The organism is Serratia sp. P2ACOL2 (assembly GCF_003691565.1).
Lineage (GTDB): Bacteria > Pseudomonadota > Gammaproteobacteria > Enterobacterales > Enterobacteriaceae > Serratia > Serratia liquefaciens.
Genome location: NZ_CP033162.1, coordinates 1,480,943 through 1,507,658, shown reverse-complemented (window position 1 = coordinate 1,507,658; position 26,716 = coordinate 1,480,943). Strand labels below are relative to the sequence as shown.

General features: G+C 56.6%; 25 protein-coding genes and 1 other annotated feature. Of the genes, 18 read left to right on the top strand and 7 right to left on the bottom strand.

Going from position 1 to position 26,716, the window contains the following annotated elements; translation table 11 throughout:
• Positions 1 to 4: 4 nt before the first annotated feature.
• Positions 5 to 610 (top strand): undecaprenyl-diphosphate phosphatase, encoded by a 606-nt coding sequence (gene ybjG, locus EBA31_RS07165; RefSeq protein ID WP_041415284.1) that lies wholly within the window; start codon positions 5 to 7, stop codon positions 608 to 610.
• A gap of 34 nt (positions 611 to 644) precedes the next feature.
• On the opposite strand, the gene EBA31_RS07160 is transcribed toward ybjG, so the two are convergent.
• Positions 645 to 1,484, bottom strand: a complete 840-nt coding sequence (locus EBA31_RS07160; protein WP_122077992.1) for a hypothetical protein — start codon at positions 1,482 to 1,484, stop codon at positions 645 to 647.
• 218 nt (positions 1,485 to 1,702) lie between these two features.
• Between EBA31_RS07160 and deoC the strand changes: the two genes are divergently transcribed.
• The 4 genes from deoC (at position 1,703) to EBA31_RS07140 (ending at position 7,044) form a co-directional block, all read left to right on the top strand.
• Entirely contained in the window at positions 1,703 to 2,383 is a 681-nt protein-coding gene (deoC, locus tag EBA31_RS07155) for a deoxyribose-phosphate aldolase (protein ID WP_020826066.1), read from the top strand.
• Positions 2,384 to 2,524: 141 nt separating this feature from the next.
• Positions 2,525 to 3,289 carry a DNA-binding transcriptional repressor DeoR gene (deoR, locus tag EBA31_RS07150; RefSeq protein ID WP_122077989.1) on the top strand — a complete coding sequence of 255 codons (765 nt, stop codon included), beginning with the start codon at positions 2,525 to 2,527 and terminating at the stop codon, positions 3,287 to 3,289.
• Between the two features lie 1,001 nt (positions 3,290 to 4,290).
• Complete coding sequence (locus EBA31_RS07145; protein WP_020826064.1) at positions 4,291 to 5,586, top strand: HAAAP family serine/threonine permease; 1,296 nt, start codon at positions 4,291 to 4,293, stop codon at positions 5,584 to 5,586.
• 90 nt (positions 5,587 to 5,676) lie between these two features.
• Positions 5,677 to 7,044 (top strand): L-serine ammonia-lyase, encoded by a 1,368-nt coding sequence (locus EBA31_RS07140; protein WP_122077986.1) that lies wholly within the window; start codon positions 5,677 to 5,679, stop codon positions 7,042 to 7,044.
• Between the two features lie 68 nt (positions 7,045 to 7,112).
• Here EBA31_RS07140 and EBA31_RS07135 read toward each other — a convergent pair whose 3' ends face one another.
• Positions 7,113 to 8,318: a serine hydrolase gene (locus tag EBA31_RS07135; protein ID WP_020826062.1), complete on the bottom strand. Its 1,206-nt coding sequence runs from the start codon at positions 8,316 to 8,318 to the stop codon at positions 7,113 to 7,115.
• 464 nt (positions 8,319 to 8,782) lie between these two features.
• Here EBA31_RS07135 and EBA31_RS07130 point away from each other — a divergent pair, with 464 nt between their 5' ends.
• Together EBA31_RS07130 and EBA31_RS07125 are read left to right on the top strand one after the other, a co-directional pair.
• Entirely contained in the window at positions 8,783 to 10,150 is a 1,368-nt protein-coding gene (locus EBA31_RS07130) for a cystathionine beta-synthase (RefSeq protein ID WP_122077983.1), read from the top strand.
• 14 nt (positions 10,151 to 10,164) lie between these two features.
• Entirely contained in the window at positions 10,165 to 11,310 is a 1,146-nt protein-coding gene (locus EBA31_RS07125; protein ID WP_046374031.1) for a PLP-dependent aspartate aminotransferase family protein, read from the top strand.
• Positions 11,311 to 11,379: 69 nt separating this feature from the next.
• On the opposite strand, the gene EBA31_RS07120 is transcribed toward EBA31_RS07125, so the two are convergent.
• Positions 11,380 to 12,399, bottom strand: coding sequence for an isopenicillin N synthase family oxygenase (locus tag EBA31_RS07120; protein WP_122077981.1), 1,020 nt, complete (start codon positions 12,397 to 12,399; stop codon positions 11,380 to 11,382).
• Positions 12,400 to 12,693: 294 nt separating this feature from the next.
• Here EBA31_RS07120 and EBA31_RS07115 point away from each other — a divergent pair, with 294 nt between their 5' ends.
• Positions 12,694 to 13,350, top strand: a complete 657-nt coding sequence (locus EBA31_RS07115; RefSeq protein WP_020826057.1) for an HAD family phosphatase — start codon at positions 12,694 to 12,696, stop codon at positions 13,348 to 13,350.
• Between the two features lie 106 nt (positions 13,351 to 13,456).
• Positions 13,457 to 14,077 (top strand): glutathione S-transferase family protein, encoded by a 621-nt coding sequence (locus EBA31_RS07110; RefSeq protein ID WP_122077978.1) that lies wholly within the window; start codon positions 13,457 to 13,459, stop codon positions 14,075 to 14,077.
• Here the strand turns inward: EBA31_RS07110 and EBA31_RS07105 are convergent.
• Complete coding sequence (locus EBA31_RS07105; protein WP_122077975.1) at positions 14,069 to 15,214, bottom strand: PQQ-dependent sugar dehydrogenase; 1,146 nt, start codon at positions 15,212 to 15,214, stop codon at positions 14,069 to 14,071. The genes EBA31_RS07110 and EBA31_RS07105 overlap by 9 nt on opposite strands.
• Positions 15,215 to 15,345: 131 nt before the next feature.
• Between EBA31_RS07105 and EBA31_RS07100 the strand changes: the two genes are divergently transcribed.
• Together EBA31_RS07100 and corA are read left to right on the top strand one after the other, a co-directional pair.
• Positions 15,346 to 15,765 carry an N-acetyltransferase gene (locus EBA31_RS07100; RefSeq protein WP_122077973.1) on the top strand — a complete coding sequence of 140 codons (420 nt, stop codon included), beginning with the start codon at positions 15,346 to 15,348 and terminating at the stop codon, positions 15,763 to 15,765.
• Positions 15,766 to 15,776: 11 nt separating this feature from the next.
• The gene (gene corA / locus EBA31_RS07095; RefSeq protein ID WP_122077970.1) at positions 15,777 to 16,757 is read left to right on the top strand and encodes a magnesium/cobalt transporter CorA; all 981 of its coding nucleotides are present in this window, start codon (positions 15,777 to 15,779) and stop codon (positions 16,755 to 16,757) included.
• 39 nt (positions 16,758 to 16,796) lie between these two features.
• Here the strand turns inward: corA and EBA31_RS07090 are convergent, their stop codons facing one another.
• Entirely contained in the window at positions 16,797 to 18,179 is a 1,383-nt protein-coding gene (locus EBA31_RS07090) for a sodium:solute symporter (protein ID WP_115059337.1), read from the bottom strand.
• 73 nt (positions 18,180 to 18,252) lie between these two features.
• Positions 18,253 to 19,185, bottom strand: a complete 933-nt coding sequence (speB, locus tag EBA31_RS07085) for an agmatinase (protein ID WP_122077967.1) — start codon at positions 19,183 to 19,185, stop codon at positions 18,253 to 18,255.
• 246 nt (positions 19,186 to 19,431) lie between these two features.
• Between speB and EBA31_RS07080 the strand changes: the two genes are divergently transcribed.
• On the top strand, positions 19,432 to 20,373 hold the full coding sequence (locus tag EBA31_RS07080) for a LysR family transcriptional regulator (protein ID WP_020826050.1): 942 nt from the start codon (positions 19,432 to 19,434) through the stop codon (positions 20,371 to 20,373).
• Here EBA31_RS07080 and EBA31_RS07075 read toward each other — a convergent pair.
• The gene (locus tag EBA31_RS07075; RefSeq protein ID WP_020826049.1) at positions 20,366 to 21,190 is read right to left on the bottom strand and encodes an SDR family oxidoreductase; all 825 of its coding nucleotides are present in this window, start codon (positions 21,188 to 21,190) and stop codon (positions 20,366 to 20,368) included. The two genes, EBA31_RS07080 and EBA31_RS07075, sit on opposite strands and share 8 nt — an antisense overlap.
• A gap of 229 nt (positions 21,191 to 21,419) precedes the next feature.
• On the opposite strand from EBA31_RS07075, the gene hisL reads away from it, so the two are divergent.
• The 6 genes from hisL (at position 21,420) to hisH (ending at position 26,715) form a co-directional block, all read left to right on the top strand.
• Positions 21,420 to 21,467, top strand: a complete 48-nt coding sequence (gene hisL / locus EBA31_RS07070; RefSeq protein WP_101495319.1) for a his operon leader peptide — start codon at positions 21,420 to 21,422, stop codon at positions 21,465 to 21,467.
• Positions 21,443 to 21,569, top strand: a sequence feature (His leader region). (Overlaps the previous gene by 25 nt.)
• A gap of 195 nt (positions 21,570 to 21,764) precedes the next feature.
• Positions 21,765 to 22,664 (top strand): ATP phosphoribosyltransferase, encoded by a 900-nt coding sequence (hisG, locus tag EBA31_RS07065; protein ID WP_041414374.1) that lies wholly within the window; start codon positions 21,765 to 21,767, stop codon positions 22,662 to 22,664.
• 4 nt (positions 22,665 to 22,668) lie between these two features.
• Positions 22,669 to 23,976, top strand: coding sequence for a histidinol dehydrogenase (gene hisD, locus EBA31_RS07060; protein WP_122077964.1), 1,308 nt, complete (start codon positions 22,669 to 22,671; stop codon positions 23,974 to 23,976).
• Positions 23,973 to 25,061, top strand: coding sequence for a histidinol-phosphate transaminase (gene hisC, locus EBA31_RS07055; RefSeq protein ID WP_122077961.1), 1,089 nt, complete (start codon positions 23,973 to 23,975; stop codon positions 25,059 to 25,061). Before hisD ends, hisC begins: the two co-directional genes overlap by 4 nt.
• On the top strand, positions 25,058 to 26,125 hold the full coding sequence (gene hisB, locus EBA31_RS07050) for a bifunctional histidinol-phosphatase/imidazoleglycerol-phosphate dehydratase HisB (protein WP_122077959.1): 1,068 nt from the start codon (positions 25,058 to 25,060) through the stop codon (positions 26,123 to 26,125). Before hisC ends, hisB begins: the two co-directional genes overlap by 4 nt.
• Positions 26,125 to 26,715 (top strand): imidazole glycerol phosphate synthase subunit HisH, encoded by a 591-nt coding sequence (gene hisH, locus EBA31_RS07045; RefSeq protein WP_046374040.1) that lies wholly within the window; start codon positions 26,125 to 26,127, stop codon positions 26,713 to 26,715. The genes hisB and hisH overlap by 1 nt, the downstream gene beginning before the upstream one ends.
• The last annotated feature ends 1 nt before the right edge of the window (position 26,716 follow it).

Below are 26,716 nucleotides of genomic sequence, written 5' to 3'. Positions count from 1 at the left end.
TATGATAGAGCAGTTGAATTATCTTCTTTTCGCCTGGATCAACGCGACCCCGGCGTCCCCCGAAGGATCGATCGATGTCGCCACCTTTCTGGCGCGCGATCTGATCGCTATCGTGCCGATGCTGATTATCGGACTATGGCTGTGGGGGCCGCAGAACCAATTGGTGTCGCAACGTGAAGTGGTGGCCAAGACGACAATTGCTCTGCTGTTTGCCATGCTTTCTGCCGCCACTATCGGCATGCTGCTGCCACATGAACGGCCATTCGTCGCCGGTGTGGGGTATACCTTCCTGGCGCATGCGCCGGACAGTTCATTCCCCAGCGATCACGGTACCGCCATCTTTACTTTCGCACTGGCTTTCCTGTTCTGGCACCGTGTCTGGTCAGGGATATTATTGTTAATCGTGGCGGCTGGCATCGCCTGGTCCCGTGTCTATCTGGGTGTGCACTGGCCGTTGGACATGGTGGGTGGCTTCCTGCTCGGTCTGGTAGGCTGCCTGTTTGCCCAACTGGTGTGGAACCTGTTCGGCGACATCATTGCCGCCAAACTGACGCGCCTGTACCGTTTCCTGTTCGCCTTCCCGATCCGTAAAGGGTGGGTTAAAGAGTAATCTCTTTTCAGACAGGGGCGGCTCCGCCCCTGTTTCACACCACCCCGGTGGTGACACTGAAGGCTCTCATTTTCCCCGCCTCTATCACCATTGCAGGCAGTTTGTCGCCCTTACCGGTAGCCGGTTGGATAAACCTGAACAAACGCTGGCTGCCCTGTTGTGTGACGGGGCGCAGACCATAGTTAAATTGTGCGGTGGAAAAACGCGTGACGTATCGTCTGCCCTTTGAGGCCAACATAAAAAACTCGGCCTGATCGACATACAACGACAAATCGTCCGAACACAGCACGCCCCGATCGGCGATGCTCCCCGTTGGCATCAAGGCCGGTGCCGGTAAATTCTGCCGGAAAATGGCTGCTGGGATGCAGCCATAATTTAATTGGCAGACATAATTCAGCGGTAAAGGCGCTTCGGCGAGATTAGTGATTTGCATATCAATGGAAAATTGTGCGCTGTCCGCCGTCAAGCTCACCGCCGGGCGCAACCTGCACTGCCGATCGGCAAGTTCGCCACTGCCGTACAGCGTCAGGGTATTCCCCTCTAGCTGCAACGCTACACGCTGCATGTTTAATTCTGATGATGAACCATCCTCATACGGCCAGGGTGAATGGAAAGCAACGCCGCTATGAGGATGGCAACGGGCCGCCTTGACGCTACGACGGCCCGACTTCAGCGAATAGCCATCAAAATCGGCATCCCAAATCGTCATCCCACTGTAGGGCAATACCCGCAGCGAGCCGCGGCTATTTTCCAACGTCAGCATCGGTCCTGCCTGAGCACAATCAACAGCGGTAACCACGAAATCCGCATTGCGGAAAACTTCATCTGGTTGTGTCCCAAACCGCTGTGGCACCAGATTTATTAGCATATCCATAGTTTTTCCCCTGGGTGTTCTCGCAGGTCAAACCTGCATTCAGCACCAAAATGTTATTTAAATAACATATCATCACTGCCAATGTTATACACCACACAGCCTAAAAACGATGATCTGTCCTTCATTTTTAAAATCACGCTATCCTAACCGTCAGATGAATGTTATTATTCTAACATTATTCACATTGTGCTTTGATCAAACCTCAACAAGGAATCGAAATGACGACTGAAAACATTGATTACGCCCGCTATGTCGACCACACCCTGCTGGCGATGGATGCCACCGAAGAGCAAATCGCCAAACTCTGTGAAGAAGCGCAGCAGCACAACTTCTACGCCGTTTGCGTTAACTCCGGCTATGTGCCGCTGGCTGCGCATCTGCTGCAGGAAAGCGAAGTGAAAATCTGTTCGGTGATCGGCTTCCCTCTGGGTGCCGGCCTGACCGTAGCCAAAGCTTTCGAAGCCAAAGCGGCGATTGCAGCCGGCGCGCAGGAAATTGACATGGTGATCAACGTAGGCTGGCTGAAAAGCGGCCTGCTGGATGAAGTCAAAGCCGACATCGCCGCCGTGCGCGAGGTTTGCGCGGCGATCCCGTTGAAGGTAATATTGGAAACCTGCCTGCTCAGCGATGCGCAGATCGTTCAGGTTTGTGAAATGTGTCGCGAACTTGATGTGGCCTTCGTTAAAACCTCTACCGGCTTCAGCACCGGCGGTGCTCGTGAAGAACACGTCAAGCTGATGCGTGCGACGGTAGGCAGTGAGATGGGGGTTAAAGCATCCGGCGCCGTGCGCGATCGCGCAACCGCCGAGAAGATGATCAAAGCAGGCGCTACTCGTATCGGCACCAGCTCTGGCGTAGCAATCGTTTCCGGTGATCAGGCTGCCGCCGGCAGCTACTGATAAACTGAGGCGCCTCAGTACCGGGCGCGCGCCGTGATAATCTGATGCGGGGTAATGTGTCCAGCCTTAGGCTGGTCAACTATTACCCCGCATTTGTGTGTTCGGCCCTGGAGAATGGCTCTTAACCCTGTGGGAAGACAGATGGAAACTCGGCGCGAAGAACGAATCAATCGGTTAGTCCAGGCGTTAAAGCGCTCTGACAAGATCCACTTAAAAGATGCCGCCGTGCTGTTGGGCGTTTCAGAAATGACCATCCGCCGCGATCTCAGCGCGGAACCGGCCGCCGTGGTGCTGTTGGGTGGCTATGTGGTCGCCGATCCCCGCAGCAATGGCGTCACCAACTATTTTGTCTCCGATCAAAAGGCCAAACAGGTCACGGAAAAGCGTCGTATCGGCCTGCTGGCCGCAGCGTTGATCAACGAAAACGACACCGTATTTTTCGACTGCGGCACTACCACCCCGGCGATCATCGATGCCATTGCCGACGATCTGGTGTTCACCGCAGTATGCCACTCGCTAAATACCTTTCTGGCGCTCCAGGACAAACCGAACTGCAAAGTGATCCTGTGCGGCGGTGAATTCAAGCCGAACAACTACATTTTCACCGCCGTCGGCCAGCACAACGAGCTGGATCATATCTGCCCGAATATCGCCTTTATCTCCGCCGCCGGTCTGAGCCTGCAGCATGGCGCCACCTGCTTTAATTTTGACGAGCTGGAAATGAAGCACCGGGCAATGGCCATGGCACAGCAAAAAATCCTGGTGGCCGATCACAGCAAGTTCGGTAAAACCAAGCCCGCCTGCATTGGTCCGCTGACGCAGTTCGACCGGGTGATAACCGATCGTCAGCCCGAGCCGCAGTTTGCGGACTTTTTCAGTGAAAACGCGATCGCCATTCGTTTTTAAGCTGAATTTTACCGTCGGTTCCAGCCGACGGTGCCCTTTACTGGCTCCCTTCTCTTCTCTTCTCTTCTCTTCTCTTCTCTTCTCTTCTCTGCAAAAATTGAACAAATAATCTTCGATTGATGCGCAAATCTCTTTATCCACAGCCAATCTCAGGTTAATAAATTGCAACAGTTCTTCCTGCTTATTCCTTTAGCACGGATAAATCCCACACAATATTACTTTCATGCCCGGTATCTACGCGGTTTTATATGATAAATCGCAATAACATCTACAAGATAAATATCAACAATTACGCAACCAATCCGGTTTAAATATAACCAATTTGGTTTATTTATATGATGAATGGTTAAGCATTTTTATCCGCTATCCAGTTAAGTAGTTTACCTTCGTTATTAGCGGGATATTTTAAATAAAACCAGATAAAACAATTAATTAAAAGTTAATTCACTTAAAATCACAATGTGATCTACGTCACTAAAACCGCTTATTCCGGGTTTTTAGCTAGATCCAAACCCACGCTTAAAATATATTGCTCGGCTTGCTGACAACGGCAGCGTTTTATCTGGTTACAGATCGTCCACACCGGATAAATCCTGAAACATCCATGAGAGCGTTTTCAGCATGAAATCTTACACAAGTGCGCAACATATGCATGAAAAACCAATAAAAAAGCAATTAACCGCACATATTACGCATTTGAGAGCATGATCACGGTTGTTTCTACTGTAAATCGTTATCTTGCCGCCAACGAAAATCGGCAGGCCATGACCTTCCGGCAGCAGTATCGATGTGAGGCCCTTCGGGAGCGGAATATCATTTGATTAATTATCCGCCACACTGGCCAACGGTAATTAGCATAATAAACAACCAGGGGGACGCCAATTATCCCCGCAAGCAACACCTGATTCTTACCGATGCCGCCATCTGCTCTTGCGACATTCGGTTTTAACCTTAAGTTTTGCCTTTAATTTTAAATTAACGTGTTCACTTCGGAGATATTTATGGACACTACACAGACCGGCACCATTGCCTCTGCGGCTTCTGGCTCTACCAGTACCTGGCGTAAAACCGACACCATGTGGATGTTGGGCCTGTACGGCACCGCGATCGGCGCAGGCGTTTTGTTCCTGCCAATCAACGCCGGTATCGGTGGTTTGATTCCCCTGATCATCATGGCCATCATCGCTTTCCCGATGACCTTCTTCGCCCACCGTGGCCTGTGCCGTTTCGTGCTCTCCGGTAAAAATGCCGGTGAAGACATCACCGAAGTAGTTGAAGAACACTTTGGTATCGGCGCCGGTAAGCTGATCACCCTGCTCTACTTCTTCGCCATCTACCCAATCCTGCTGGTTTACAGCGTGGCGATCACCAACACCGTCGACAGCTTCATTACTCACCAGTTGGGCATGACGTCGCCACCGCGCGCCATTCTGTCGCTGATCCTGATCGTGGGCCTGATGACCATCGTTCGTTTCGGTGAGCAAGCTATCGTGAAGACCATGAGCATCCTGGTGTTCCCGTTTGTTGGCGTGCTGATGCTGCTGGCTCTGTACCTGATCCCTAACTGGTCCACCGCCATCTTCGACAACGTTTCCCTGTCCGGCGCCGGTACCGGTATGGGCCACGGACTGATCATCACCCTGTGGCTGGCGATCCCGGTCATGGTGTTCTCCTTCAACCATTCGCCGATCATCTCCGCCTTTGCGGTAGCCAAACGTGAAGAATACGGCCAGGAAGAAGCCGAGAAGAAATGTTCTCGCATTCTGGGCTTCGCTCACATCATGATGGTGTTGACCGTTATGTTCTTCGTGTTCAGCTGCGTGCTGAGCCTGTCGCCGGAAAACCTGGCTGAAGCCAAGGCACAGAACATCTCCATTCTGTCCTACCTGGCCAACCACTTTAACAACCCGATGATCGCCTACATCGCGCCGGTTATCGCCTTTATCGCCATCACCAAATCGTTCCTGGGCCACTACCTGGGCGCACGTGAAGGTTTTAACGGTCTGATCGCCAAATCGATGAAGAGCCGCGGTAAAACCATCAGCACCAACAAGCTGAACCGCATCACCGCCATCTTCATGCTGGTGACTACCTGGATTGTTGCGACCCTGAACCCAAGCATCCTCGGCATGATCGAGAACCTGGGTGGTCCAATCATCGCCATGCTGCTGTTCCTGATGCCGATGTACGCTATCCGTAAAGTGCCTGCCATGCGCAAGTACAGCGGCCACATCAGTAACGTGTTCGTGGTAGTGATGGGCCTGATCGCCATCTCCGCAATCCTGTACAGCCTCTAATCCAGCCCGGCCGGCGCCCTGTGCGCCGGCTTCTCTGCACGGCCCCCTTTCCTGCATTAACGCCTAACACCTGAAGAAGGAGGCGAAACCATGGTCAGCGTTTTCGATATTTTTAAAATTGGTATTGGCCCATCCAGCTCCCACACCGTCGGTCCGATGAAAGCCGGCAAGCTGTTCGCCGATGAGTTGATCGCCAGCCAGCAGTTGATGGATACCACCCGCGTCGTGGTGGACGTCTACGGTTCGCTGTCTCTGACCGGCAAAGGACACCACACCGATATCGCCATCATTATGGGCCTGGCGGGTAACCTGCCGCACGACGTGGATATCGACGGTATCGCCGGTTTTATCCGTGACGTTGAGCAACGCGGTCGCCTGCTGATGGCCAAGGGTCATCACGAAGTGGATTTTCCGCTGCAAACCAGCATGAACTTCCACAGCAATAATCTGCCGCTGCATGAAAACGGCATGCGCATCAGCGCCTTCGCCGACGAACGTCTGCTGCACGGCAAAACCTATTACTCTACCGGCGGCGGTTTTATCGTCGATGAGGAACATTTTGGCCTGTCGGAGGCGAATCCGGTTCAGGTGCCCTTCCCGTTCAATTCGGCGCGTGACTTACAACAGCACTGCAAGGACGCCGGCCTTTCGCTGTCCGGTCTGGTGATGCAAAACGAGCTGGCGTTGCACAGCAAGGCCGAGATCGACGCGCACTTCGCCGAAGTCTGGCAAGTGATGCGTGCCGGTATTGAACGCGGCATGAATACCGAAGGCCTGCTGCCCGGCCCAATGAAGGTTCAGCGCCGCGCTGCTGCTCTGCGCCGTATTCTGGTGACCGGCGACAAGAACAACATCGATCCGATGAACGTAGTTGATTGGATAAATATGTTCGCCTTCGCCGTGAATGAAGAAAACGCCGCCGGTGGCCGCGTGGTGACCGCTCCAACCAACGGTGCCTGCGGCATCATCCCGGCGGTACTGGCCTATTACGACCAGTTTATTCGCCCGGTGAACCCTAATTCCTATAGCCGTTACTTCCTGACCTCCGGCGTCATTGGCGCGCTGTACAAGATGAACGCCTCTATTTCGGGTGCAGAAGTGGGCTGTCAGGGGGAAGTGGGCGTCGCCTGCTCCATGGCGGCGGCCGGTCTGGCAGAATTGATGGGCGGCAGCCCAGCTCAGGTTTGCATCGCGGCGGAGATCGCCATGGAGCACCATCTGGGGCTGACCTGCGATCCATTGGCTGGCCAGGTTCAGGTGCCCTGTATCGAACGTAACGCGATTTCCGCGGTGAAAGCGGTCAATGCAGCACGTATGGCGCTGCGTCGTACCAGCGAGCCGCGGGTGTGCCTGGATAAGGTGATTGAAACCATGTATGAGACGGGCAAGGACATGAACGCCAAATACCGTGAGACGTCGCAGGGCGGTCTGGCGATCAAGGTGGTCGCCTGTAACTGATAAAAGCAGAGGGCGCCATCATGCGCCCTCTGTTTGATAACAACGTGGTCTTTGAACCCTCGTGATAACTAGCCGAACACGCTGCCGAACCACTGGGTCAGTTTCATCATCACCATATCCCAGATACGACTGAAGAAGTTCCCTTCTTTCACCTCTTGCATCGCCACCAGCGGATATTGCTCGATGGTTTTGCCGTCAAGCTGGAAATCGATGGTGCCAACCACCTGATTTTTTGCCAATGGCGCTTCCAGCGTCGGCTGGTTCAGCTTGTAACTGGCCTTCAGGTTTTTCATCTGCCCTTTCGGGATAGTAACCGCCGCATCTTTCGCTACGCCCAACGGCACCTCGCCAACGTCGCCAAACCACACTTTCTGGGTAACAAACGGCTTGTCGGTTTTGATAGGGGTGGCGGTTTCGTAGAAGCGGAAGCCCCAGGTCAGCAGCTTTTCACTTTCGCTAAAGCGGACGCGATCGCTCGGCGCGCCCAGCACTACCGAGATCAAACGCATCGGGCCGTCGGTGGCCGAGGCCACCAGGTTATGACCGGCGCCACCGGTGTAGCCGGTTTTAATGCCGTCAACGTTCAGGTTGGAGCTCCACAACAGACGGTTGCGGTTAACCTGGCGGATCTTGTTGAAGGTGAACTCTTTTTCTTTATGCAGCGCATATTCATCCGGCACGTCGCGGATCAGTGCCTGACTCAGCAGCGCCATATCACGCGCAGTGCTGTACTGTCCTTCCGCATCCAGACCGTGCACCGTCAGGAAATGGGTGTTCTGCAGGCCCAGCGATTTGGCGTAGTTGTTCATCAGGCCGACAAACGAATCCTGGCTACCCGCGACATAATCAGCCAGCGCGATGCTGGCGTCGTTGCCCGACTGAATGACGATGCCTTTGTTGAGCTCCATCACCGGCACCTGGTCGCCCGGCTTGATAAACATCAGCGAGGAGCCACGCAACGCCGGGTTACCGGTTGCCCAGGCATCTTTACCTACGGTGACCATGTCTTCCGGCTTGATCTTGCCGGCCTTGATCGCCTGGCCAATCACGTAGCTGGACATGATCTTGGTCAGGCTGGCGGGATCGAGCCGGGTATCGGCATTGCCCTCCGTCAGAATTTTGCCGCTGTTGTAATCCATCAGCACAAAAGCTTTGGCATCGACCTGCGGGGCAGCCGGCGCTTCCGCCGCCTGTACGACAGGCGCAGCCAACAACAGGATGCTGACGCTAAAGGTTAATTTTTTCAGGGTAGTGGAAAAGTTTTTTTTCATCATGACGTCGCCAGAGTATCCATTCAAATCATTGAAATAGCGTTAACTTTCAAACATATTCACGTTTTCAGCCAACCAGCGAGAGTGGCCCGATACGCGTTTTCCAACCGCAAACTCCCTGCGGCCCCATGACGGGTTGAGCGGCGTACCGAAAATGCCCTTGCTGTGAGTTTATTAGATTCATCTTATTTTTGCAGGGTTTAGCGCGAATTTTCAGCATTTTTACATAACTGTACGCTGTTACGCGTAAATTGGATGAAAAGCCGACGGCGCGTCGTTTTTTTAAACGGCCCACGGCCATACGGCTGAACATCTGCACCGCTGAACATCCATGCCTCCATACGTCCAAATTGAATTAATATATTCCAAAAAAGCATATTGAGTGGTTATTTGTTCTTTTTAATGGGCTTATTGACAGCGCTATCATCCAGATAACGGCTTTAAACCGAATTATTCTGGAGATCCTCATGGCAATACCGCATTCCGTCATCGATATGATCGGTAACACCCCGATGCTGGAACTGACTCAGTTTGATACCGGCCCCTGCCGCCTGTTCGTCAAGCTTGAGAACCAAAACCCCGGCGGCTCCATCAAAGACCGCGTAGCGCTGTCGATGATCGAGCAAGCGGAACGCGACGGCAGCCTGCAGCCCGGCGGCACCATCATTGAAGCCACCGCCGGCAACACCGGCTTGGGCCTGGCGCTGGTGGCGGCCCTGAAGGGGTATAAGCTGTTGTTGGTGGTACCGGACAAGATGAGCCGCGAGAAGATTTTCCATCTGCGCGCCCTGGGAGTAGAAGTGGTGCTGACCCGCTCCGACGTGGGCAAGGGGCACCCGGCTTACTATCAGGATTACGCCAAACGGCTGGCCGACGAAATCCCCGGTGCGTTTTATATCGATCAGTTTAACAACCCGGCCAACCCGGCGGCCCATACCCGTACCACCGCGCCGGAACTGTGGCAGCAGATGGAGCATCAGGTCGATGCCATCGTGGTTGGTGTCGGTTCCGGCGGCACACTCGGCGGCCTGAGCCACTATTTTGCCGAAGTCTCGCCACAAACCGAGTTCGTGTTGGCGGATCCGGCTGGCTCGATCCTGGCGGACTATCTTGATAACGGCCAGATCGGCGAGGCCGGCAGTTGGCTGGTGGAAGGGATCGGCGAAGATTTCATTCCGCCGCTGAGCGACTTTAACCAGGTGCGCAATGCCTATCGTATCGGCGATGCCGAAGCCTTCACCACCGCGCGCGATCTGCTGCGCAAAGAAGGCGTGTTGGCAGGCTCATCCACCGGCACCCTGTTGGCAGCAGCGCTGCGCTATTGCCAGGCACAAACAGAGCCGAAACGCGTGGTCACCTTCGTCTGCGACAGCGGCAACAAATACCTGTCTAAAATGTATAACGACCACTGGATGCTGGAACAAGGCCTGCTGAGCAAGCCGCAGCATCAGGATTTACGCGATTTGATCGCCTACCGTCATGACGAAGGGGCCGCCGTTTCGGTCGCACCGGAAGACACGCTGGCTATCGTTCATGCCCGCATGCGGCTGTATGACATCTCGCAGCTGCCGGTGCTGGAAGGCGATCGGGTTGTCGGCCTGATCGACGAGTGGGATCTGCTCAATGCCGTGCAGGCGGACGCCAGCCACTTCAGTCTGCCGGCCGCCCGCGCCATGACCCATTCGGTCAAGACGCTGCAAAAAGAAGCCAGCTATCAGGATTTACTGGCCACCTTCAATCACGGCCACGTAGCGGTCGTCCTCGACGGTGAGCGTTTCCTCGGTTTGATTACCCGCACAGACGTGCTTAACGCCTGGCGCCAAAAATTACGTTAATAAGGAATGATTGTATGGCCAAGTTTGATACGTTGACGGTTCATGCCGGTTACACGCCAGATGCCACCGGTGCGGTAATGCCGGCCATTTATGCGACCTCCACCTACGCCCAACCGGCGCCGGGGGAGCATACCGGTTATGAATATTCACGCAGCGCCAACCCAACGCGCACCGCATTGGAGAGCGCCATTGCCGAACTGGAAGGCGGCAGCCGTGGGTATGCCTTTGCCTCTGGCCTGGCCGCCTGTTCAACGGTGCTGGAGCTGCTCGATCAGGGTAGCCATCTGGTGGCGGTCGACGATCTGTACGGCGGCACCTATCGCCTGCTGGAGAAGGTCCGCAGCCGTACCGCAGGCCTGCGCGTCACCTATGTTTCCCCGGCGGACCTTGCCGGGCTGGAACAGGCAATCGAACCGGATACCAAAATGATCTGGGTTGAAACGCCGACCAACCCACTGCTGAAATTGGCTGATCTGAGCGCCATCGCCACCATCGCTAAAAAACACGGTTTGATCAGCGTAGCGGACAACACCTTTGCCTCGCCTTATATCCAGCGTCCGCTGGATCTCGGCTTTGATGTGGTAGTGCATTCCGCCACCAAATACCTCAACGGCCATTCCGACGTGGTCGCCGGTGTCGCTGCGGTGGGGAATAACCCAGAGTTGGCCGAGCAGCTCGGCTTCCTGCAAAACGCGGTGGGCGGCATTCTCGATCCGTTCAGCAGCTTCCTGACGCTGCGCGGCATCCGCACCCTGGCATTGCGTATGGAGCGTCACAGCAATAGCGCCTTGCGTATTGCCCAGTGGCTGGAAGGCCAACCTCAGGTAGAAGAAGTCTACTACCCTGGTCTGCCGAGCCACCCGCAGCACGCGTTGGCGGCCAGGCAGATGAGCAGCTTTGGCGGCATGATTTCCGTACGGCTGAAAGGCGATGATGCCTATGCGCGCCGGGTGATCAAACGTTCACAGCTGTTTACCCTGGCAGAGAGCCTCGGCGGCGTGGAAAGCCTGATCAGTCAGCCGTTCAGCATGACTCACGCTTCTATCCCGCTGGAACAGCGGATGAAAACCGGTATTACGCCGCAATTGCTGCGCCTGTCGGTAGGGATTGAGGATGCGGAAGATTTGATCGCCGATCTGCAGCAGGCACTGGCAGAGTAATTCAAAACAATCGGGTCGAACATGTTCGACCCGACTCACCCGGTTGGGCGCGGTATGCGGCCTCCTCCCTTAAGCAACCACATCCTGGTAATAACGCTGCGCCACATCCGGATGGGAACGGATGCGTCCTTTCAGGTAGTTAAAGCCTACGTCGCGCAACAGCGGATTATGCGGATCGCTGGTTGGGCCATGGGCTTCCGCGGCCAGATATTCAGGCAGCTGATACACAGGCACCACCGCGTCCAGTCGCGCCCCGAGGAAGAAAGCAATCGACAGTCGATCGCTCCCCGCCGGCGGCGTCTCCACCCGATGTACCGTGGCGCGCAGGTAGCCGTTGGTTGCCAGCTCCAGCAATTCGCCAATGTTGACCACAAAGGTATCCTCAAGCGGTTCGGCGTCAACCCAGCGCCCTTCATCCACTTCAACCTGCAGACCTTTCTGCCGGTCCTGCAGCAGAAAGCTGAGAAAACCGGAGTCTTTATGGGCGCCAACCCCCTGCCCGCTCGCGGTCGCTTCACGCCCTGGATAACGGATCAGTTTGATATGTTCATTGGGTTTGTCGCCGTAGAGCGAATCAAATGCTTGTTCCGGCAGTGAAAGCGACAGGGCAAAGGCGCGCAACAGCCGCAGCGACATGGCGGTCATCGCCTGCTGCCATTGCAATAACAGCGGTTTCAGTTCGGGCAATGCCTCCGGCCATTGGTTCGGCCCTTGCAAACGCGCCCAGCGTGGGGTTGATTCAGCCAACGGCAGCGCCGCTCGCTCTGCACCGATATCAAACTGTTCGCGCCAGTCCGGCTGGCCGCGGGTCAATTCAGCCGCCGCACGGTTATAGCCGCGAAAATGCGGCGAATGCACCATCTGCACCGCCAGTTTGTCGGCTTCCGGCAGGGCGAAAAACTGCCTCGCCAACCGTTGCAGCTGTGCATTCAGGGCACTATCAACGCCGTGGCCACGCAAATAGAAAAAGCCGACGTCACGCGCCGCAATACGCAAACCGTCAAGAAACGCCTGCCGCTGCCCGGCGTCGCCATCAAGCTGCGAAAGATCCAGCAGCGGCAGCTTCTTCAGCGTCAGTGGGGGTGTCATCATCCTGTTCCTCTTCATCCCCGACAAAAATCGGGCCGGTATAAAGGCGAATTATCAGCATCTTCAACTCCTGGATAGCCAGCGTATTACCCCTATAGTTACCACTGCGGCTCAAGCGTCAGCCAATATTGTTGCGTTCTAAGTTATGCAAACCTTCAACAAAGCGTCGCAAAACTGTCATCAATGCGACTTATGCTCTGCGCAATTTCGTTGTCGCCACTGGCTGGCGACTAACGCTATCCGCTATTCTATAAACAGCCCCATTCCCCCTCCCTGCCTGCCGGAGAAATACTGATGGATTTAGCCTTATTCGACCTGGATGAAACCCTGATTGATGAAGACAGCGCCAGCCTGTGGATGCGTTGGTTGGTCACTGAAGGGTTTGCACCGGCGGAACTGGAACAGCAGGAACAGCAACTGATGCAGCACTATTATCAGGGCAAGCTGTCCATGGAGGACTACATGCAGGCCACGCTGGCGCCGCTGGCCGGCCTGAGTACCGAAACGGTGGCCGGCTGGGTGCAGCGCTATATTCGCCGCGATATCCTGCCGCGAGTCTACCCTGCCGCCCGCGAGCGGCTGCTGTGGCACCGCGAGCGTGGTGATTGCATTCTGGTCATTTCCGCCACGGGCGAGCACCTGGTGGCCCCCATTGCCGCCCAGCTTGGCGCCGACGGCGCGCTGGCCATCGGCGTCGAAGTGCAAGACGGCCGCTTCACCGGCAACACCTACGGCACCATGACCTACCAACAGGGCAAGGTTATCCGCCTGAAAAAGTGGTTGGCTGAACATCCGGAACTGAGCTTCGAGCACAGCCACGGCTACAGCGACTCCCTCAACGACAAGGCGATGCTGGAATACGTCGACAGCGCCACGGTGATCAACCCCGACAGCGAGCTCAACGCGTTGGCGCTGGAGAATGGTTGGGAGATCTGCCGCTGGGAGCGCTGAATGTGTCGCCCACGTCGGCAAAAAATGCCTTCCAGTGTGACAAGCGCTGAATTGTGGAGTAGGAATAATTAGTTAGGTTGATTAACCCACGTAAAAGAGGCGTTCTATGCTGACCATTTGGGGTCGTGAAAATTCGAACAACGTCAGGAAAGTGCTGTGGTGCGCCGCAGAGTTGGAGCTGAGTTACAGCCATATCAACGCCGGAGGCGCTTTCGGCAAGGTGAACGACGAACTCTACCGTTCATTGAACCCGAATGGTTTAGTACCGCTGCTGCAAGACGGTGACTTTGTGCTGTGGGAGTCCAACACCATAGTGCGCTATCTGGCCGCGAAGTTTGGTAGCGAACCTTTCTACCCGCAGGATCTGCAGGCGCGTGCCAGTGCCGAAAAATGGATGGACTGGACCACGGCCACCATTGTCAGTCACTTTAGCGTGGTGTTCTGGGGTTTGGTGCGTACCAAGCCGGAACTGCGTGACATGGCGAAGATCGAAGCGGCGATTGCCACACTGGAAAAGCATTTCGACATTGTGGAAGACACCCTGGGTCATCAGCCTTACCTGTCCGGTGAAGACTTCGGCATCGGCGATATCCCGCTGGGCAGTTTCGCCTACGCCTGGTTCTCCATGCCGATCAAGCGCCAAGCTCGCCCGAACATGGAGCGCTGGTATAAGCAACTGACCGAGCGGCCAGCCTATCAGCGCGGTGTGATGAGTGAGTTAACCTGAGTTTCCTGCGCCCCGCATCCGCTGGGGCGCAATTCTCTCCTGGAGCCCTACCCGCAGCAGCTTGCCGTTGCTTGCATCGGTTAACAGGTAAAGATAACCGTCAGGCCCGAGCCGCACTTCGCGAATGCGTTCACCGCGATCCTCCAGCAGCCTTTCTTCAGAAACCACGTTGTCTCCCTGCAGCGTCAGGCGGATCAGCGCTTCCTGGGCCAGCGCACCAATAAACAGCGAATGCTTCCAGGCAGGGAAACGCGGCGAATCATAGAATGCCATGCCGCTGATACCCGGCGACACCGGCCAATAATGCAGGGGTTGTTCGGTGCCCGCGACCTTCTGCCCTTTCGCCTCCGGGATCGCCAGCCCGGAGTAATTGATGCCATAGGTGGCTATCGGCCAGCCGTAGTTTTTCCCTGCCTGCGGAATATTGACCTCATCGCCACCGCGTGGACCGTGTTCGTTCTCCCACATCACCCCGCTCCACGGATTCAACGCCAGCCCCTGAGGATTGCGGTGACCGTATGACCAAATTTCCGGCCGCTTGCCGGCCTGGCCGACAAAAGGATTATCCGGCGGTACCGCGCCGTCGGCGGTTAAGCGCACCATTTTGCCCTGTAACTTGTCCAGATCCTGCGCCGTCGGCCGCTGATTATTCTCCCCGAGCGCGATAAACAGATTCCCCTGACGATCAAACGCCAGCTTGCCCCCAAAATGATTGCCGACCGACAGCTTGGGTTGCTGGCGGAAAATCACCTTGAAATTCTCCAGCCGTCGGTTGTCGGTGCTAAGTTGCCCGTAGCCTACCGCCGTCCCCGCTTTACCCTCATCGCCCGCTTCGGCGAAGCTGAGGTAAACTCGTCGGCTGGTGGAAAAATCGGGCGCCAGCAACACTTCCAGCAAACCGCCCTGGCCTTCGGCATATACCTGCGGCACACCGGCGATAGGGGCCGAAAGCCCCTGGCCCGGCTGCCACAGCCGTAAACGCCCCGGCCGTTCGGTGATTAACATTCCCTGTTCGCCGGGCAGAAATGCCAGCGACCACGGGTGTTCCAACTTGTCCTGCAATTGCGTTACCGTCGGCGCGGCGTGCAGCAAGCCGCTGAACAACAGCAAAGCGGCTATCATAGTCAATCGGTGCATAGCGTCCTCCTGGACAAAAAACAACCTACTCAGTGTAGTCCAGCAGGCTGATTTTGACGTTTGTTTTAAATTTCAACGTGTTGCCTTTTAGTCAGACTGTGCTTAAGTTAAGGGTTCACCAAGGAGGAAAGATGAACATCACCGTAACCGAGACGCTCAATGAAGACACCCTCGACGTTATTCGTCAGGGGCTTAGAGCCCACAACAGCCCCTATGTGGATCCCAGCTTGCGTAAGCCGCTTGGCATTTACACCCGGGACACCGCCGGCCAGGTGGTCGCCGGCCTGACCGGCGAGACCTGGGGCAACTGGCTGAGCGTTGAATGGCTATGGGTAGCGGACTCGCAACGCGGCAGCGGCCTGGGGCGTAAAGTATTGCTGGCGGCGGAACGGGAGGCGAAAGCACGCGGCTGCCGCTATGTTCGTTTGGATACCTTTAGTTTTCAGGCGCGGCCGTTCTACGAAAAACTCGGTTATCAACTGCAGATGACGCTGCAGAATTACCCGGTGGAACATGAATGTTACTTTCTCACCAAAACCCTAATTGAATAGCAGGTGACCTGATGGAAACCGCAACCATGGTTGTGAATTGCGTGGCATACAAGGCCGGTGAACGGCTGGGCGAAGTGACCATTGATGATATCAGCGAGGTGGTCAAACAGCCGGATACCTTCGTCTGGCTCGGGCTGTGGCAGCCGGAAGACGCCTTTATGCGCAAAGTGCAGGAGGAGTTCGGGCTGCACGATCTGGCGATTGAAGATGCGCTGTGCGCCCACCAGCGACCGAAGCTTGAAGCTTACGGTGACTCGCTGTTTATCGTGGTCAAAACCGCGCAATGGGGCAATGACGAAATTGAGTACGGCGAAACACACTTCTTCGTGGGCAAGAACTTCCTGATCACGGTACGCCACGGCGAATCACCGAGCTACGCCCCAATCCGCGCCAAGGCCGAAGAGAACCATAAGCAAATGTGCCGCGGCCCGGGCTTTGCCTTGTATTCGGTGTTGGACTTTGTAGTAGATAACTACCGTAGCGTGGTGGCGAAGTTCGAGGCGACCATTGAAGGCATTGAAGCCAACATGTTCAAATCGGAATTTGATCAGGCCGCCATCGAGAACGTCTACACCCTGCGGCGGCACCTGCTGGCGCTGCGCAATGCCGCGATGCCGATGGACGAAATCTGCAATCAGTTGATCCGCCTGCATGAAGAAGTGATCCCGAAAGAGCTGCGCGCCTACGTACGCGACGTGCAAGACCATGCGCATCAGGTGGTCAGCAATATCGACGATATGCGCGAAATGCTGACCAACGCGATGCACGTCAATCTGGCGCTGGTCACCGTAAAACAGAACGAAGTGGTGAAACGCCTGGCCGGTTGGGGGGCGATCCTGGCGATCCCTACGGTGATTTTCAGCCTGTACGGCATGAACTTCGCCGACATGCCAGAGCTGAAGTTCCCCTGGGCCTACCACGCCACGCTGGGGGTCACCGTCGTCGGCTGCTTCTTCCTCTACCAGAAGCTGAAGCGCTCCGGCTGGCTTTAAACGAGGATGGGGCTGCGCATGGCAGCCCCTGATTACCGGTTACTCGGGCTGTACCTGCGGCTGTGGGCTTGGTCGGGTCAGTAAGCTGCCCATCACGAAGGCCGCGCCGCCTGCCAGCAAGCCGCCGTAGATGGGGCTGTTGGCTTCAATACCCTGATAATACATCAGCCCCAAAACGCTCAGGCTGCCGGTCAGCATGCTGGCGATAGCGCCGGTGCTGGTGGCCCGCTGCCAGAAAATCGCGCCAATCAGCGGGATCAGCATGCCGCCCACCAGCAGGTTATAAGCCAGCGTCAGCGCCGCCATCACATCCCGCACCACAAACGCCAACCCCAGCATGATGCAGCCCATGATCAGCGTAGTAAATCGCCCGGCGGTCAGTCCGCCCGAGGGACGCTTGCGAATCGCCGGCAATACGTCCTCCAGCGCGATGGTCGATGACGCCAGCAGGCAGGCGCTGGCGGTCGACATCAGCGCAGCCAGTGCGGCGGCGGCCACCAATCCGCTGACGCCCGGCGGCAGTACCGCCTGCGCAATGGCGGCAAAAGCCCCGTCGGTATTAGCCAACTGCGGCAGCACCAGCTTGCCGGCCATGCCGATCAACGCACCGGCTACGCCATACAGCACGCAATACACGCCGGCCCCTAACCCGGCATAACGAGCAATAGTGTTGCTGCGGGCGGTAAATACCCGCTGCCAGATATCCTGACCAATCAAAATGCCGAAGAAGTAGATCAGGAAGAACACCGCGATAGTATCCAGCCCGATGGATGATAGCCGGTAGTAGCTATCCGGCAGTTGGCTACTGAACGCCGTCCAACCCCCGGCTTTGACGATGCTCATCGGCATCAGCACCAACATCATGCCAACGGTCATGATGATAAACTGGATAATGTCGGTCAGCGTCAGTGACCACATGCCGCCCAACGTTGAATACAGCACCACCAAACCGCCACCGAGCAAAATCGACGTGATAAACGACAGATCAAACATCACCTGCATCACGCTGCCGATGGCAATGATCGACGTCACCGCCACCATCAGATCGTAGGCCAACATAATAGCGCCGCTGGTGACTCTGGCCGCTGGGTGATAACGACGCGACAGCACCTGGCTGACGGTGTAGAGCTTTAGCTTAAGCAACGGCTTTGCCAACACCATGCTCAGCACCACGATGCCCGCCCCCAGCGCACCGCACAGCCACACGCCAGAGATGCCGTAGGTATAACCCAGTTTGACGCTGCCGATGGTTGACGCACCGCCCAGCACCACCGCAGACAGGGTGCCCAGATACAAACAGGGCCCCAGATTACGTCCGGCAACCAGATAATCCTCTTTGGTCGTCGCCCGGCGAACGCCTAACCAACCCACCGCTCCTATCACCAAAAAGTAAAACACTACTACCAGCAGATCGAGATTCATGAGTCACTCCGCATGTTTATTATTGTTATTGGATCCAGGCGCAACGGCTCCGCCGGTCAGGTATGGCGACGTCTTATCGCCCAGGCAGCACGCATAACATTTCAAACAGCAGGTTGGCCGCCAGCAGCGCGGTATTACCGGAACGATCGTAAGGCGGTGAGACCTCCACCACGTCGGCGCCGATCAGATTCAGCCCCCGGCATCCTCGGACAATTTCCAGGCCCTGCCACACCGACAGCCCGCCAACTTCCGGCGTGCCGGTACCCGGAGCAAACGCCGGATCCAGCCCATCGATATCAAAGCTGAGATAAACCGGCCCACTGCCCATCTGCTCGCGCACTTCAGACATCAGCGGCGCTAAAGAGCGATACCAACACTCTTCCGCCTGCACCACGCGAAACCCCTGCCGGCGCGACCAGTCGAAATCGGCAGCTTCATAGCCGCTGCCCCGCAGCCCTATCTGCACAACCCGTTGCGGTGCCAACAGCCCCTCTTCAAAAGCGCGACGGAAAGTGGTGCCGTGCGCCAGTTGCTCGCCAAACATCTCCTCATTGGTGTCTGAATGCGCATCCACGTGAATTAAACCGACCGGGCCATGACGGCCGGCGGCGGCACGCAGGATCGGCAACGTCAGCGTGTGATCGCCTCCCAGCGTCAGCGGGATGCAGCCATGGGCCAGAATGTCGCTATAGGCCAGTTCGATACGCCGAACGCTGTCCGCCAGACTGTAGGGATTGATGGCGACATCCCCCAGATCGGCAACCTGCAACCGTTCGAAAGGGGCAGCGCCGCTACCCATGTTGTACGGGCGGATCATCACCGACTCCTGACGGATCTGCCGAGGCCCATAGCGCGTGCCGCTGCGGTTTGAAGTGCCAATATCAAGAGGAATGCCAACGAAGGCCGCATCCAGACCGCGCGCATTTTCGGCAACGGGCAGGCGCATCATGGTAGGGATACCGGCAAACCGCGGCATGTCGTTGCCACTTTGGGGTTGATTAAGCATGTGTTTTCCTCGTTCTGGCATGATTTAATTTCAACATTTAGATAACAAATACAGGCTACCCCGATGGCCGACAGGGCTACCATTCCATCTTTGTGATGTAAGCATTGAAAACACCGATGTTTTGTAACGCTTTGAACTATTGGTTTTATTTGTAATCTGTGACATAAAAAGAGTGATTTTGGCCCATCAGGGTGACGCCATGGATGTTACCAATCGGTTAACAAGGAAAGTTTTGCGGAGGAAAAGATGCTCACAAATCTAAGCGACATCGATCTGCGGCTGCTGCGGGTGTTCGTCGCCGTCGCAGAAGCCCATGGCGTCAGCGCCGCCCAGGAGCCGCTGTTGATGAATCAGTCGACTATCAGCACCCATCTTGCGACGCTGGAAACCCGGCTGGGGTTTCGTCTGTGCCAGCGAGGGCGATCCGGCTTTATGCTGACGCCCAAAGGGGAGCGCATATTGATCGCCTGCCGCACGCTGTTTAACGCCGCACGCGACTTCACCCGGGTCAGCCAGTCGCTGAACGGTCTGCTGACCGGCGATCTGCAAATCGGGCTGGTGGATAATCTGGTGTCGCTGCCGGGCAACCCCTTCAGCCGTGCTATCAAACAGTTTCAACGCCGCCATCAGGACGTGCAGTTGCAGTGCCGAATTTGCGCCCCCGGCGAAATTGAACAGGGGCTGCTGAATCAGCAGCTCGATTTGGGCATCGGTTATTTCGGCCAGCAGTTGGAAGCATTGCAGTATCAACCCTGGATAAGCGAAACGCAGGCGGTCTACTGCAGCAGCGATCATCCGCTGTTTACCGCAGAGCAACCGGGTCGCGAACAAATTGAGAATGCGCGTTGGGTCAAGCGCGGTTATCTGTTGGCACAGCAGCTCTGCCCGTTGGCGCCGTTAAACCTTGGTGCCGTCGCCCACCATATGGAGGGGGTCGCCCATCTGGTGCTCAGCGGCGAATATCTCGGGTACCTGCCGACCCATTATGCCGCGCGCTGGGTTGAACAGGGAGCACTGCGGCAGTTAGGCGGGCAGGCGCTCTCCTACCAGGCAACCCTGAGCCTGGTGACCCGGCCCGGAGCGCCAAAGGAGGCTTTGTTGGCGCTGATAGAGGATTTGAGCGGATTGGCGCGAGCGCCACAGACAAAAAACCCCGCAGGCGCGGGGTCAGATACTGATATTAATTGACCGGCATGCGCGCCGGATCCGGATACTGATATTCGAACCCCAGCTCATTGCAGATGCGGCTACCGTCCACCAGGCGCCCACCCTGCTCTGCCTCAATGGCGAACTGCGGCGGGGCCAGATGCAGCTGTTCGGCCAGCGCCGGGTAAAATTCACGCTTGGTGGGATGGGCCGGGGCGCAAAGGTTATAAACGTGACCGCCTTTCGGCAGTTTCAGCAACAGTTGAATCGCGGCGATCACATCGTCCTGATGCACCAGATTCACCCCTTGCGAACCGCCTTTGACGTCGACTTTGCCGGCCAGGAAACGACCGGGGTGACGATCCACACCCACCAGTCCCGCCAACCGCAAGATATCCACCGACGTGTTTGGCAGTTCATGCAGCCAACGCTCCAGTTCCACCAGCACTCGCCCCGAAGGCGAAACCGGCTGCAGCGGCGAATCCTCGCGTACCGTGCCGGTAGTTTCACCGTATACCGAAGTCGAACTGGTAAACAGAATACGCGGTACGCCAAAAGCCATCGCGCTGTCCACCAGCATGCGTACCGCATTGAAGTAGTTCTCGCTGCCCTCGACAGTGCGGCGCGCAGGTAATGTCACCACCAGCGCATCGACGCGCAGCAAAGACTCCAGATCCTCGGGTTCGCAAATCAGCTCCGGCGTCATTTCCAACTGATAACATTCAATGCCGCTCATCCGCGCGGCCTCAACGCCATCCGGCGTCGTTTTACTGCCAACGACGTCAAACCCGCGGCTCATCAGCGACAGGGCCAACGGCATGCCCAGCCAGCCCAGACCAATAATGGCTACCTTTTTCATCACCTTCCTCTCCTGAAGATCGCAGCGCTTTACCCATTAAGGCTACGCCACTGCGTGAAGTGATACAATCCACCCAGTTTAAGCTTAGGTAAAGTCGCGTCCAGCTAATAACTCAACCTGTTTCAATAAATTAAATTTATGACCGTAAAAAAGGGTTGCGTGACAGACGGCGGATAGTTTAGGTTAATTAGCAATTGAGTTTGTAGCGACTTTATACAGAGAAAACACCATGACACGCATTCAGTTCAGCCACCATCATCACCATCATCCTGACTAGTCTTTCAGGCGATGTGTGCTGGAAGACGGTTTTTTAATCTTCCAGTGGCGCGCAGAATGCAAGAGAGAGCCCTCGGAAGATTTCTTCCGAGGGTTTTTTTTTGGCTCCGGACAGACAGAAAAAATAATTTTTAAAATAAATTCAAATACCCCAAATAATTCGAGTTGCTTGTAGGCGGCAACTGAGTGAATCCCCAGGAGCTTACTCAAGTAAGTGACTGGGGTGAATGAAGGCAGCCAACACCCAAGCCACTTGAAGTATGACGGGTATAAAATTACAGATTAAACAGAGGTTACCATGCTGGACAAAACACGTTTACGGATAGCAATGCAGAAATCGGGCCGCCTGAGTGATGAATCCCAGGAGTTACTGGCGCGCTGCGGCATTAAAATCAACCTGCAGCAACAGCGCCTGATTGCCTTCGCGGAGAATATGCCGATTGATATCCTGCGCGTCCGTGATGACGATATCCCAGGGCTGGTGATGGACGGCGTGGTCGATCTGGGGATTATCGGTGAGAACGTGCTGGAAGAAGAGCTGCTCACCCGCCGCGCTCAGGGCGAAGATCCCCGTTACTTCACCCTGCGTCGCCTGGACTTCGGCGGTTGCCGTCTGTCGCTGGCTACCTCGCTCGACACGGAATACACCGGCCCGCAAAGCCTGCAAGACGCCCGCATCGCCACCTCTTATCCGCACCTGCTGAAACAATACCTCGATAAACAAGGTGTGCGCTTCAAATCCTGCCTGTTGAACGGTTCGGTGGAAGTGGCACCGCGTGCCGGTCTGGCTGACGCCATCTGTGACCTGGTCTCCACCGGAGCCACGCTGGAAGCCAACGGCCTGCGCGAAGTGGAAGTGATTTACCGCTCGAAAGCCTGCCTGATCCAACGTGACGGCGAAATGCCGGAAGCCAAACAGCAATTGATCGACCGCCTGATGACCCGTATTCAGGGCGTGATCCAGGCACGCGAATCCAAGTACATCATGCTGCACGCGCCGAGCGAGCGCCTCGACGAAATCGTTGCGCTGCTGCCGGGCGCGGAACGCCCAACCATTCTGCCACTGGCCGGTGCGCAAAATCGCGTGGCAATGCACATGGTCAGCAGTGAAACCCTGTTCTGGGAAACCATGGAAAAGCTGAAAGCGCTCGGTGCCAGTTCGATTCTGGTGTTGCCAATTGAGAAGATGATGGAGTAACGCCATGTCGACTTTCAATACTCCGGTCAATTGGGCAGGCTGCAGCGCCGAACAGCGCGCGGCACTGTTGATGCGCCCGGCGATCGCAGCCGAAGACAGCATCACCCGTACGGTGAGCGAGATCCTCGACAACGTGAAGGCCAACGGTGACCAGGCGCTGCGCGATTACAGCGCCAAATTTGATAAAACCGAGGTTGGCGCGCTGCGCATCACCGCTGACCAGATCGCCGCCGCCAGCGCTCGTCTGGGTGATGATATAAAACAGGCGATGGCAGTCGCGGTCGCTAACGTCGAAACCTTCCACAATGCACAAAAGCTGCCGCCGGTGGATGTGGAAACCCAGCCGGGCGTGCGTTGCCAACAGGTCACCCGCCCAATCGACTCGGTCGGGCTGTATATTCCCGGTGGCTCCGCGCCGCTGTTTTCTACCGTACTGATGCTGGCGACGCCGGCACGTATCGCCGGTTGCCGCCGCGTGGTGTTGTGCTCACCGCCGCCGATTGCCGATGAAATTCTCTATGCCGCGCAGCTGTGCGGGGTAAAGGAAGTGTTTCAGGTTGGCGGCGCACAGGCGATTGCCGCTATGGCATTCGGCACCGACTCCGTACCGCGCGTGGCGAAGATCTTCGGGCCGGGCAATGCCTTTGTCACCGAAGCCAAGCGCCAAATCAACCAACGGTTGGACGGCGCAGCGATCGATATGCCGGCCGGTCCTTCCGAGGTGTTGGTGATTGCCGATGCCGGTGCGACGCCGGCGTTTGTCGCCTCTGATTTGTTGTCGCAGGCGGAGCACGGCCCAGACTCGCAGGTGATTCTGCTGACGCCGGACGCCGTTATGGCACAGGCGGTAGCCGAAGCGGTCGAACAGCAGCTGGCGCAACTGCCTCGCGCCGAAACCGCTCGTCAGGCGCTGGCCAGTAGCCGACTGATCGTCGCCAAAGATCTGGCCGAGTGCGTGGCGATCAGCAATCAGTATGGCCCGGAACACCTGATCATTCAGACCCGCGATGCCCGCGCCCTGGTCGACAGCATCACCAGCGCCGGTTCGGTATTTCTCGGTGACTGGTCGCCAGAGTCCGCTGGTGACTATGCGTCCGGCACCAACCACGTATTGCCGACCTACGGGTATACCGCGACCTGTTCCAGCCTGGGCCTGGCGGATTTCCAAAAACGCATGACGGTGCAGGAACTGACGCCACAAGGCTTTATGAACCTGGCCGCCACCATTGAAACCCTGGCTGCCGCCGAGCAGTTGATTGCCCACAAAAACGCCGTCACCCTGCGCGTTGCCGCACTGAAGGAGCAAGCATGAGCATTGAAAACCTGGCGCGCGCCAACGTTCGCGAGCTGACCCCGTATCAATCGGCTCGCCGCCTGGGGGGCAATGGCGATGTGTGGCTGAACGCCAACGAATACCCGATCGCCCCGGAATTCCAACTGACCGCTCAAACCTTTAACCGCTATCCGGAGTGCCAGCCGGCACGGGTGATCGAGCGCTACGCCGATTACGCCGGGGTTAAAAAGGAACAGGTGCTGGTCAGTCGTGGGGCGGACGAAGGCATTGAACTGCTGATCCGCGCCTTCTGCGAGCCGGGCAAAGACGCCATCCTGTTCTGCCCGCCGACTTACGGCATGTACGCCGTCAGCGCTGAAACCTTTGGCGTGGAGCGTCGCACCGTGGCGGCCAAAAAGGACTGGCAATTGGATTTAGCTGCCATTGCCGACAGCCTGGATAACGTGAAACTGATTTACGTCTGCAGCCCAAACAACCCAACCGGTAATCTGATCGATCCCAACGATCTGCGCACCCTGCTGGAAATGGCTAAAGACAAGGCGATCGTCGCGGTTGATGAGGCCTATATCGAATTCTGCCCGCAGGCCAGCGTGGCCGCCTGGCTGAGCGACTATCCGCACCTGGCTGTCCTGCGTACTCTGTCAAAAGCCTTCGCGCTGGCTGGCTTGCGCTGTGGTTTTACTCTGGCCAACGAGGACTTGATCGCCCTGCTGCTGAAGGTGATCGCACCTTATCCGCTGTCTACTCCAGTCGCCGATATCGCTGCACAGGCGCTCAGCACCGAAGGGATCCGCGTGATGCGTCAGCGCGTTACCGAGATTGCCGCCAACCGCAGTTGGCTGCAGCAGGCGCTGCAAAACTGCGCTTGCGTTGAGCAGGTTTTCGCCAGCGACAGCAATTACCTGCTGGCTCGTTTCACTGCATCCAGTAATGTGTTTAAAACCTTATGGGATCAGGGCATTATCTTAAGAGACCAAAATAAACAACCTGGGTTGTCCGGCTGCCTGCGCATCACCATCGGCACCCGTGACGAATGCCAGCGCGTGGTTGACGCGCTGTCTGCCCTGCCCGGTGCAACCGAGACTCGCCAGGAGCCAATGTGAGCCAGAAATTCCTCTTTATTGACCGTGACGGCACGCTGATTGCTGAACCCCCAGAAGACTTCCAGGTTGATCGCCTGGACAAGCTGGCGCTGGAGCCGAACGTCATTCCTTGCCTGCTTGAATTGCAGCAGGCAGGTTACCAACTGGTGATGATCACCAATCAGGATGGCCTGGGTACCGCCAGTTTTCCGCAGGAAACCTTCGATCCGCCGCACGGCCTGATGATGCAGATCCTCAGCTCCCAGGGCATTCACTTCGAAGATATCCTGATCTGCCCACACCTGCCGGCGGACAACTGCGATTGCCGCAAACCCAAAACCGCGCTGGTCAAAGGCTATCTGGAGCCCGGCGTGATGGATACCGCTCACAGCTACGTGATCGGCGATCGCCCCACCGACGTTCAACTGGCGGAAAACATGGGCATTCAGGGCTTGCGCTATCAGCGCGATACCCTGGGCTGGAAAGAGATCACCCGCCAACTGACCCAGCGCGATCGTCATGCGCAGGTTAACCGCGCCACCAAAGAAACCCAGATCGACGTCAACGTCTGGCTGGATCGTGAAGGCGGCAGCAAGATCAAAACCGGCGTGGGTTTCTTCGATCACATGCTGGATCAGATCGCCACCCACGGCGGCTTCCGCATGGACATCAATGTTAAGGGCGATCTGTATATCGACGATCACCACACGGTAGAAGACACCGGTCTGGCGCTGGGCGAAGCCCTGAACAAGGCGTTGGGCGACAAACGCGGCATCGCACGTTTCGGCTTTGTGCTGCCAATGGACGAGTGCCTGGCGCGCTGCGCGCTGGATATCTCCGGCCGCCCGCACCTGGAATACAAGGCTGAGTTTAACTATCAGCGCGTCGGCGATCTGAGCACCGAAATGGTCGAACACTTCTTCCGCTCGCTGTCTTACACCATGGGTTGCACGCTTCACCTGAAAACCAAAGGCAAAAACGACCATCACCGCGTCGAAAGCCTGTTCAAAGTGTTTGGCCGTACGCTACGCCAGGCGATCCGCGTTGAGGGCAATACCCTCCCGAGCTCGAAAGGAGTGCTGTGATGAACGTGGTGATTTTAGACACCGGCTGCGCCAACCTGTCTTCTGTCACCTACGCGGTGCAGCGACTGGGTTATCAGCCGCAGGTAAGCCGTGACCCGGAGATCGTGTTGCGCGCCGATAAGCTTTTCCTGCCGGGCGTCGGCACAGCGCAGGCGGCCATGGATCAGTTGAAGCAACGCGAGTTGATCGATTTGATCAAAGCCTGCACTCAGCCGGTGCTGGGTATTTGCCTCGGTATGCAGTTGCTGGCAAAAAGCAGCGAAGAGAATGGCGGTATCGACACGCTGGGCATTATCGAGACGCCGGTCACCCAGATGACCGACTTCGGTCTGCCGCTGCCGCACATGGGCTGGAACCAGGTGTCGGCACAGGCCGGCCACCATCTGTTCCGCGGCATTGAAGACGGTGCCTACTTCTACTTCGTTCACAGCTATGCGATGCCGATATGCCCAAGCACCATCGCCCAGGCGAACTACGGCGAGCCCTTCACCGCCGCCGTGCAAAAAGACAACTTCTTCGGCGTGCAGTTTCATCCAGAACGTTCTGGAGCAGCCGGTGCGCAACTGTTGAAAAACTTTCTGGAGATGTAGG

Coding starts and splice junctions, on each gene's coding strand:
- hisH (WP_046374040.1), top strand. CDS start 26,125: ATGAACGTGGTGATTTTAGACACCGGCTGCGCCAACCTGTCTTCTGTC.
- deoR (WP_122077989.1), top strand. CDS start 2,525: ATGGAAACTCGGCGCGAAGAACGAATCAATCGGTTAGTCCAGGCGTTA.
- EBA31_RS07135 (WP_020826062.1), bottom strand. CDS start 8,318: ATGATGAAAAAAAACTTTTCCACTACCCTGAAAAAATTAACCTTTAGC.
- EBA31_RS07110 (WP_122077978.1), top strand. CDS start 13,457: ATGCTGACCATTTGGGGTCGTGAAAATTCGAACAACGTCAGGAAAGTG.
- EBA31_RS07105 (WP_122077975.1), bottom strand. CDS start 15,214: ATGCACCGATTGACTATGATAGCCGCTTTGCTGTTGTTCAGCGGCTTG.
- EBA31_RS07080 (WP_020826050.1), top strand. CDS start 19,432: ATGCTCACAAATCTAAGCGACATCGATCTGCGGCTGCTGCGGGTGTTC.
- EBA31_RS07075 (WP_020826049.1), bottom strand. CDS start 21,190: ATGAAAAAGGTAGCCATTATTGGTCTGGGCTGGCTGGGCATGCCGTTG.
- deoC (WP_020826066.1), top strand. CDS start 1,703: ATGACGACTGAAAACATTGATTACGCCCGCTATGTCGACCACACCCTG.
- hisD (WP_122077964.1), top strand. CDS start 22,669: ATGTCGACTTTCAATACTCCGGTCAATTGGGCAGGCTGCAGCGCCGAA.
- EBA31_RS07130 (WP_122077983.1), top strand. CDS start 8,783: ATGGCAATACCGCATTCCGTCATCGATATGATCGGTAACACCCCGATG.
- EBA31_RS07160 (WP_122077992.1), bottom strand. CDS start 1,484: ATGGATATGCTAATAAATCTGGTGCCACAGCGGTTTGGGACACAACCA.
- corA (WP_122077970.1), top strand. CDS start 15,777: ATGGAAACCGCAACCATGGTTGTGAATTGCGTGGCATACAAGGCCGGT.
- EBA31_RS07115 (WP_020826057.1), top strand. CDS start 12,694: ATGGATTTAGCCTTATTCGACCTGGATGAAACCCTGATTGATGAAGAC.
- speB (WP_122077967.1), bottom strand. CDS start 19,185: ATGCTTAATCAACCCCAAAGTGGCAACGACATGCCGCGGTTTGCCGGT.
- EBA31_RS07120 (WP_122077981.1), bottom strand. CDS start 12,399: ATGACACCCCCACTGACGCTGAAGAAGCTGCCGCTGCTGGATCTTTCG.
- EBA31_RS07145 (WP_020826064.1), top strand. CDS start 4,291: ATGGACACTACACAGACCGGCACCATTGCCTCTGCGGCTTCTGGCTCT.
- EBA31_RS07100 (WP_122077973.1), top strand. CDS start 15,346: ATGAACATCACCGTAACCGAGACGCTCAATGAAGACACCCTCGACGTT.
- hisC (WP_122077961.1), top strand. CDS start 23,973: ATGAGCATTGAAAACCTGGCGCGCGCCAACGTTCGCGAGCTGACCCCG.
- EBA31_RS07140 (WP_122077986.1), top strand. CDS start 5,677: ATGGTCAGCGTTTTCGATATTTTTAAAATTGGTATTGGCCCATCCAGC.
- EBA31_RS07125 (WP_046374031.1), top strand. CDS start 10,165: ATGGCCAAGTTTGATACGTTGACGGTTCATGCCGGTTACACGCCAGAT.
- EBA31_RS07090 (WP_115059337.1), bottom strand. CDS start 18,179: ATGAATCTCGATCTGCTGGTAGTAGTGTTTTACTTTTTGGTGATAGGA.
- hisG (WP_041414374.1), top strand. CDS start 21,765: ATGCTGGACAAAACACGTTTACGGATAGCAATGCAGAAATCGGGCCGC.